The 7,541-nt window shown below is 30.8% G+C and carries 8 protein-coding genes; 1 reads left to right on the forward strand and 7 read right to left on the reverse strand.

Going from position 1 to position 7,541, the window contains the following annotated elements:
• The 5 genes from VW161_RS08375 to VW161_RS08395 all read right to left on the reverse strand — a co-directional run.
• On the reverse strand, positions 1-1,316 hold a 1,316-nt coding region (locus VW161_RS08375; RefSeq protein WP_325192914.1), incomplete at its 3' end, for a UDP-glucose dehydrogenase family protein.
• Between the two features lie 180 nt (positions 1,317-1,496).
• Positions 1,497-2,807 carry a uracil-xanthine permease family protein gene (locus VW161_RS08380; protein WP_304105780.1) on the reverse strand — a complete coding sequence of 437 codons (1,311 nt, stop codon included), beginning with the start codon at positions 2,805-2,807 and terminating at the stop codon, positions 1,497-1,499.
• A gap of 353 nt (positions 2,808-3,160) precedes the next feature.
• Positions 3,161-3,640: a GNAT family N-acetyltransferase gene (locus tag VW161_RS08385; protein ID WP_304089095.1), complete on the reverse strand. Its 480-nt coding sequence runs from the start codon at positions 3,638-3,640 to the stop codon at positions 3,161-3,163.
• A 101-nt stretch (positions 3,641-3,741) separates the two neighbouring features.
• Positions 3,742-4,212, reverse strand: coding sequence for a hypothetical protein (locus VW161_RS08390; protein WP_325192915.1), 471 nt, complete (start codon positions 4,210-4,212; stop codon positions 3,742-3,744).
• A 146-nt stretch (positions 4,213-4,358) separates the two neighbouring features.
• Positions 4,359-5,552, reverse strand: coding sequence for a glycosyltransferase (locus VW161_RS08395; protein WP_325192916.1), 1,194 nt, complete (start codon positions 5,550-5,552; stop codon positions 4,359-4,361).
• Positions 5,553-6,307: 755 nt separating this feature from the next.
• Between VW161_RS08395 and VW161_RS08400 the strand changes: the two genes are divergently transcribed.
• Entirely contained in the window at positions 6,308-6,847 is a 540-nt protein-coding gene (locus VW161_RS08400) for a TIGR00730 family Rossman fold protein (RefSeq protein WP_304089090.1), read from the forward strand.
• Between the two features lie 88 nt (positions 6,848-6,935).
• Here VW161_RS08400 and VW161_RS08405 read toward each other — a convergent pair whose 3' ends face one another.
• Both VW161_RS08405 and VW161_RS08410 read right to left on the reverse strand, forming a co-directional pair.
• On the reverse strand, positions 6,936-7,256 hold the full coding sequence (locus VW161_RS08405) for a carboxymuconolactone decarboxylase family protein (protein WP_304092654.1): 321 nt from the start codon (positions 7,254-7,256) through the stop codon (positions 6,936-6,938).
• Between the two features lie 27 nt (positions 7,257-7,283).
• On the reverse strand, positions 7,284-7,541 hold a 258-nt coding region (locus VW161_RS08410; protein ID WP_325192917.1), incomplete at its 5' end, for a carboxymuconolactone decarboxylase family protein.

Raw genomic sequence — 7,541 nt, forward strand, 5'->3', positions numbered from 1 at the left:
CCTATCTGGTACAATTCAAATCCTAATTTTTCTATTTTCTTATCATAAATGTTTCTTCCATCAAATATGATCTTTTGATTTAATTTCTCTTCAAACAAATCAAAATCAAGATATCTGAACTCCTTCCATTCAGTGATTAGGATTAGAGCATCAGACCCATCTAAAGCATCGTATCTATTTTCAGCAAATTCAATAGAACTTAAATACTCATCATCAATTGCTCTTTTGAACTCTTCAGTAGCTTGAGGGTCATATGCCTTGATTTTAGCCCCTTTTTTAATAAGTTCGGAAATTACAACGATTGATGTGGCCTCTCTCACATCATCAGTGCCTGGTTTGAATGAAAGACCCCAAATGCTAAAAGTAAGACCTGATAAATCATCACCGAATCTATCTACTACCTTGTTTACCAATACCATCTTTTGATCTTTATTGACCTCTTCAACATTTGACAAAATCCTTGGGAAATATCCGTGTGATTGGGATGTGTTTATTAAAGCTTGAACATCCTTTGGGAAACAGCTTCCACCATATCCACAACCTGCATAAATGAAATCATAACCTATTCTTCTGTCTGATCCTATTCCTAAGCGCACTTTCTGAACATTAGCGCCGGTTACCTCACAAATATTCGCTATTTCATTCATGAATGATATTTTTGTTGCAAGCATTGCATTGGCAACATATTTAGTCATTTCAGCAGATTTTATATCCATCAATACAAATCTGTCATGATTAAGAACAAATGACTGGTACAAATCCTTTAAAGTCTCAAATACCTCTTCATCTTCAGCTCCAATGACAACACGGTCAGGATGCAAACAATCCTCAATTGCCCTTCCCTCTTTTAGGAATTCTGGATTTGATGCAATCTTGATTTTAACAGTAGAATTCTTTTCCTCAAGTATACTTTCAATATGATCTTTAACTTTGAATCCAGTACCTATAGGAACAGTTGACTTAATGACAACCAAGGAATCATGTGAAATGTTATTTGCAATATCTGTTGCAGCTGAAAAGATATAATTTAAATTAGCACTGCCATCTTCAGCCATAGGGGTTCCAACAGCAATGAAAACAATGTTGGAGTCATCTAAAGCTTCCTTAATGTCAGTAGTGAAAATCAAGTCTCCTTTCTCTTGACCATTAATAACCATTGTTCCTAAATGAGGTTCAAAAATAGGCAAGATTCCTTTTTTAAGACCATTTATCTTTTCTTCTACAATATCTACACAATAAACCTTATTTCCCATTTTTGAAAAACATGCTCCAGTTACAAGTCCAACATAGCCAGTTCCAATAACAGTTATATGCATTAAATCACCTATTAAAAAAATAACAAGATATTTGATTCCTAATAAAATTTATAATACTTATATATTTATATTGAAAACATATAAAATTATTCATTTAACTAATTTAAAGTCAGAAAAAAAAATAGTAAGAATAATATAGAAAATTATAAAAAAGAAAAATGAAAAGAAAAGAAAAAGAGATTAATGAACTTCAGTGAATTCAGTATCATCTTTTCTTTCTGGAATAAGTAAATTAAGAACTACACCAACAATTGCTGCAAGAGCCATACCGGAAATGGATACAGACAAGTCACCTCGAACAATGGACAAGGTAGCTCCACCTAATCCTAAAACCAACATGGTAGCTGCTACAACAATGTTCTTGTTGTTGTTGAAGTCAACATCCTCTTGGATTAAAAGCTTTATACCATTTACTGCAATGAATCCGTAAAGGAGAATCGCCACCCCACCAATTACAGGGTTAGGCATAGCTGCAAGAAGTGCAGTTAGATGTCCAGAGAACGCAAATAATATTGCAAATATTGCAGTCAAACAGATTACATAAATGGATGCAACTCTTGTCAATCCTACAACTGAAGTGTTTTCACCATAAGTTGTGTTTGCAGGACCACCAAGGAATGCTGCAACGAAAGTAGCAAGACCATCACCAAAAAGGGTTTTGTTTAAACCAGGATCAGAAATCAAGTCGCGACCAATGATTTCACCTAATACCTTATGGTCCCCTACATGCTCTACCATAGTTACAAGAGCAATTGGAACAATTGTTAAAAGAGCTACAGGATTAAAGCTATAGTTTACAAATGGCATATAGAAATCAGGAACTTCAAATACGCTAGCTGCAAAGAATCCTGAGAAGTCAACCATACCTAAGCAAGCTGCTAAAGCATATGATACAATAATACCAATCAAGAAAGGAATGACCTTAAGCATTCCTCTACCACGAATAGCTATTACAGCAGTTGTCAAGAATGCAACAAGTGCAACAATAAGGTTATTGATTGGAATTACAGCTTGATCAAGACCAATTTCCTGAATCGCAGTAGGAGCCAAACATAAACCGATAACCATAATCATAGGACCTACAATTACTGGAGGCAATAACTTGTTAATCCATTCATTACCAGTAATTCTGATGATTATAGCAATAGCCATATAGACCAAACCTACAACCATTAAAGCTGAGAAAATACTTGACTTACCTCCAATAGCAAATCCTGCAATCATAGGAGCAATAAAAGCAAATGAACTTCCCAGATATACTGGACTTCTATTCCGTGTAACAATTACATAAAGAAGTGTACCTATCCCTGAAGCAATCAAAGCAACTGGAACAGATAGCACAGGTTCGCCAACAGTGGTGTTAACTACAATTGGCACTAAGATTGTAGCACCAAAAATAGCGCATAAACGTTGAAGGGATAATAAAATCAACTCAAAAACAGGAGGTTTATCCCATAAATCATAAATCATACCATTATCATTTTCACTCATTATATCACACTATAATCTAAAGAATTAATAATTTAATTAATTAATAAGAATTATAAAAAAATAAATAAATCAATTCAAAATTTATTAATTAATTTATTACCATAAAATATATTTATTAATCCCATTATTAAAACTTTTTTAAAACTTTTGAACGGAGATTGATTTTCAATAAAATAAATGAATTTTTTATAAAAAATAGTAAAAAATTAATTAAAAAATGAACTATTAATATAAAATAATGAAAAAATGAATCAATTGTAAAAATAAAAGTAAAAATAGAAAAAATAAAGATTGAAAAGTAAAAAAAGTAAGATGAAAAAAATAAAGAATATATGAATTAAAAAATTTAAAAATTAGTCTTCATTGACAAAATCATCTAAGGATTTCCCTGTAAAGTGGAAAACATCCCAATCCTTTTCTTCTGCACCAATGGACTTATAGAATTCCTTGCTTGGTTCATTCCATTCCAGGCAAGTCCATTCAAATCTCCCATAATCTCTTTTCTTTACAATCTTTGCAAGCTCTCTAAGCATTGCCTTTCCATAACCTTTTCCACGATATTCAGGGTCAATGAAAAGATCCTCAAGGTGCATATTGACATTTGCAATGTAAGTCGAAAAGCTTAAGAAGAAAAATGCAAATCCTATTTCCTTTCCATCTTCAAGAGCGAAAATGACTTCTGCTTGATTCTTATCGAAAATCCAATACTTTAAAGCTTCTTCAGTAGCTATCACTTCATCTAGACGATGCTCATAATCAGCTAATTTTTTTATAAATTCCAAGATTAAAGGCACATCTTTTTCTTCTGCATTTCTAAATGTTAATTCTGGCATAAACAATCTCCAATTATTTGATAGTGAAAATCAGTTAAAGCAAAAATAAAAAAATTAATTTTCCGATCCAAATATAAAAATTAGTTAAAAAAACTAAAAAGTTATTCTAACTCAAATAATTTATCTTCATAATCTTCAACAAAATATCTTATATTCTTTCTCCCTTTTGTAATTAAGCTATGTCCTTCATATTCAAGCATTTCCTTTTGATATTCCACTCCTCCATGATATTTCTGATTCAATTCCCCATTCTTTTTAAGAGTTCTCCAAAAGGGTATCCTATTATCCTCTCTTTCTTCACTTGCATGAGCAGCTAAAGAAATGAAAATACCTGCTGTCAACGGACAAGTAAATTCTGCACCATGTTTCTTTGCTAAAAATTCTCTAATTTGACCAGTAGTAATCAGTTTTCTCTTAGGAATCTTGGCCATAATTTCATTGTACTCCAATGGAGGAGCAATCAGCATATCCTCTCCACCATAACGTTTAATGGATTTCTCATCTGTAACTTTTATAATTTTAGGCATGTCTTTAGAATAGTTTAGTTTTTCATTGAAAGTTTTTCTCGCCATAATATCACCAATTAGAACTTTTAGTTAAAACAAAAATTTTTTAAAATAATTTTACATCACTTCAAAAAGTTAAAAAATTGATGTGTAAATTTAATTGAACTTAATGAGTTATAAAGATTTCTACTTGTTCTTATATCTTAAAACTATTATCCAATTAAGTCATTCAAGGTCTTTTCAAACTTATCTGTAATTGCTTCCCAATCATTGGACTTGACATATTCCCTTCCTTTTTTGGAAATCTCCTCATATCTTCCTTCATAAAGAATCCTTTGAGCAGTCTCTAATACTTCCTCTGCTTTTTGAACATATTCAATTCCATTTCCGTAACCGAACTCCTTGGAAATTCCCGGAAGCTCTGTTGCTATAACCACCTTTTCCATAGCCAAGTACTCATAAAGCTTGATCGGAACGATATCCTGCATGATTTCTTCATCAATGTATGCTGGAAGAAGACAGAAATCAGCAGAAGCCAAGAATTCAGGAATCATTTCATAAGGCTGTTTTCCAGTTAGAATCAACTGGTCACCAAGATCATATTCCTCCTTAATCTGAACCATCTTGTCATAGGCATCACCATCACCAACAATGAGAATCTTCATGTTTGGATATTTTTCCTTGTTTTTACCAAGTTCAATAGCCAATTCCTTCATACCTGCAAATTCATAGATCCAACCCATAAAGAACAGAACTGTGTCATTTTCATCTATGTTATACATACTTCTTATATTTGAATCCTCAAGTTGAGGGTCGAAGTCATTTAAATCAATTCCAGCATCAATTAAAATGGTTTCATTTGGATTAGCACCCAAATCTATTGCCAGTTCTTTAAGCTTTTGATTGATTGTAATCACAAGGTCAGAACGCTCTATTGCCTTCATGTTAACTTTCTTTCCAAAAGATTGAAATGTCTTTTCTGGAATAAGTGCATAGAGCACATCAATCAAGTAGTATACAAATGGAATATTATGTTTATTTGCAAGCTTTGAAGCGGAATATGCATTAAGCAAACCTAATCCCATAATTACATCTGGCTTGAATTCTTCTATTTGCCTTTTGATTTCCTTTTTATGAGTATAATATAATGACATGTAGTTTAAAACTGGTTTTTTAATGAAAGAAGGTCTGATTACTTGAATATCTGCTTCTGGCTTTACTTTGAATACATTGTCATGAACTTCCCTTTTGAACATAAATCCATCAGGGTCTTCCTTAGGCCAATCAATTGGATAGTCAATGACTTTTACCTCATGTCCACGCAGTACCATACGATCCATTAAATGATGTTGCTGATGTGGATTTCTCTTTAACCAGTCTGATTCTTGAACTACTAATATCTTCATTAAACTCACCAAAAATTCTAAAAAAGAAATTATTATTTATTAATATGTAATTTTTTATTTAAATAGATAAAGAATTTCAAGAAATAAATTTCTTATTAAAAATTGATTTCCTAATATGAAATCAATGTTTTAACAAAATTAAAACACTTTAACAAGCTTAAATCAATTTTAAAAGCTAATTTTCCTATTAATTTATAAATTAACAAAGATAATTTAATTTTAGAGGTTTTTTCACTCCACTAAAAGATCACCCGTTTTCGAGAAAATTTTGGAGGTGATAATATTAAAATTTCGGTTAAAGAAATATTCCTTTTAATCATTGAAATCAATTCTCAGATTTCATTTTAAGAACTTTTCTTTTACTTTGTCGAAGTTTTGAAATTAATTATCCTCCGAATTAAATAATTAATTTCCTAAAAAAAACTAAAGTTAGATTTCTTTGAAGTGAATTTCCTCTAATTTATTTAAATAGTTTACTAAATAAAAAAAGGACTAAAATGCCTTATTTTAACTCAAATTTCAGCAAATGTTTAAATATTAAAAATAGTAAAATATTAATTGATAATACTAAGTATTATCTAGAAATTATTATTTAAAATATTTTCTTGAAAATGGGATTATTAAAGGAATTTCCTTTCCTTTAATAATAAATCATACTATTTTTATGCTTCAATTATAATTATTATATGCCTTTTTTATTTATTAAACAATACCAACTATAAACATATTATTTTAAAAATAAGAACTGTGATAATATGAGAATTTGTCTTTATGGTGCTGGAAGCACTAGTATAAAATCCAAATATACTGAAGAATCATACAAATTAGGAGAGGAAATAGCTAAAAGAGGACATACTCTTGTATTTGGTGGAGGATCTACAGGAGTTATGGGTGCCGTCTCTAAAGGAGCAATAGATAATAATGGAAAAGTAATAGGAATTGCACCTGAATGGATGGAAGATTTTGAAGGAATCTGTAGAGATTGTGATGAATTCATTTATACAGAATCCATGGATGAGAGAAAAAAGCTATTTTTAAAAAATTCAGACGCTTTTATAATAGCTCCTGGAGGAATAGGAACCCTTGACGAATTCTTTGAAATAATAGTATTGAAAAAATTAAAACAGCACAACAAAAAGATAATACTCTTTAATCTCTTCGGTTATTATGATCCTATGTTAGAAATGCTTGATTTTATGTTAAAAGAAGGGGTCGTTAGAGAAGAGATTGATAAAAACACTTTCAAAATAGCAGATACAATTGAAAGAGTTTTTGAGCTTTTGGAAAGAGAATAATTTAAAAAAAGTAAAAAAAAAGAAAATATCGGAAAAAATTAATCAAAAAATAAAAATAAAAATAAAAATAAAAATAAAAATAAAAAAATCAATCATACAATTTATTAACCACTTCTAAAGCCTTATTGAATGGCTGCATACCTGAAGTTAAAAGAACTACCTTTAAAACATCCATCATTTCATCACGACTGATGTCAAGTTCCTTTTTAGCTTTAGAAACCTGTTTTAAGAATGAAGAGCTTTCAGGTTTAGTTGCAGAGATTGCAATAGCTATTAACTTTTGAGTCCTGTAATCCAAAGCATGGGCATTCCAAACATTCTTATCCAAGTTTTCAATGGAATCATATAGTTCAGGATTTTCTTTTTTAATTCTTCGAATACCTTTGCCGTAAAATACCTTTTCACCCATTTATATTACTTCCTAAGTGAAATAAAATTAATCTTCAAAGACTTTATTAGCTATTTGCAAGGCCTTATTGAATGGTTGCATGCCTGAAGTCAACAATACAACTTTCAAGACATCCACAACTTCATCACGAGTGACACCTAATTCCTTTTTAGCACTCATGATTTGCTTTTCAGTTGCACGGCTGTCTGCATTGGATGCTGCAATTCCAATAGCTATCAACTTTTGAGTCTTATAGTCCAATGCTTTTCCATTCCATACAGCATCATTTAAAGCTACAATAGCTTG

The sequence above is a fragment of the Methanobrevibacter ruminantium genome (assembly GCF_016294135.1).
GTDB classification, from domain to species: domain Archaea; phylum Methanobacteriota; class Methanobacteria; order Methanobacteriales; family Methanobacteriaceae; genus Methanobrevibacter; species Methanobrevibacter ruminantium_A.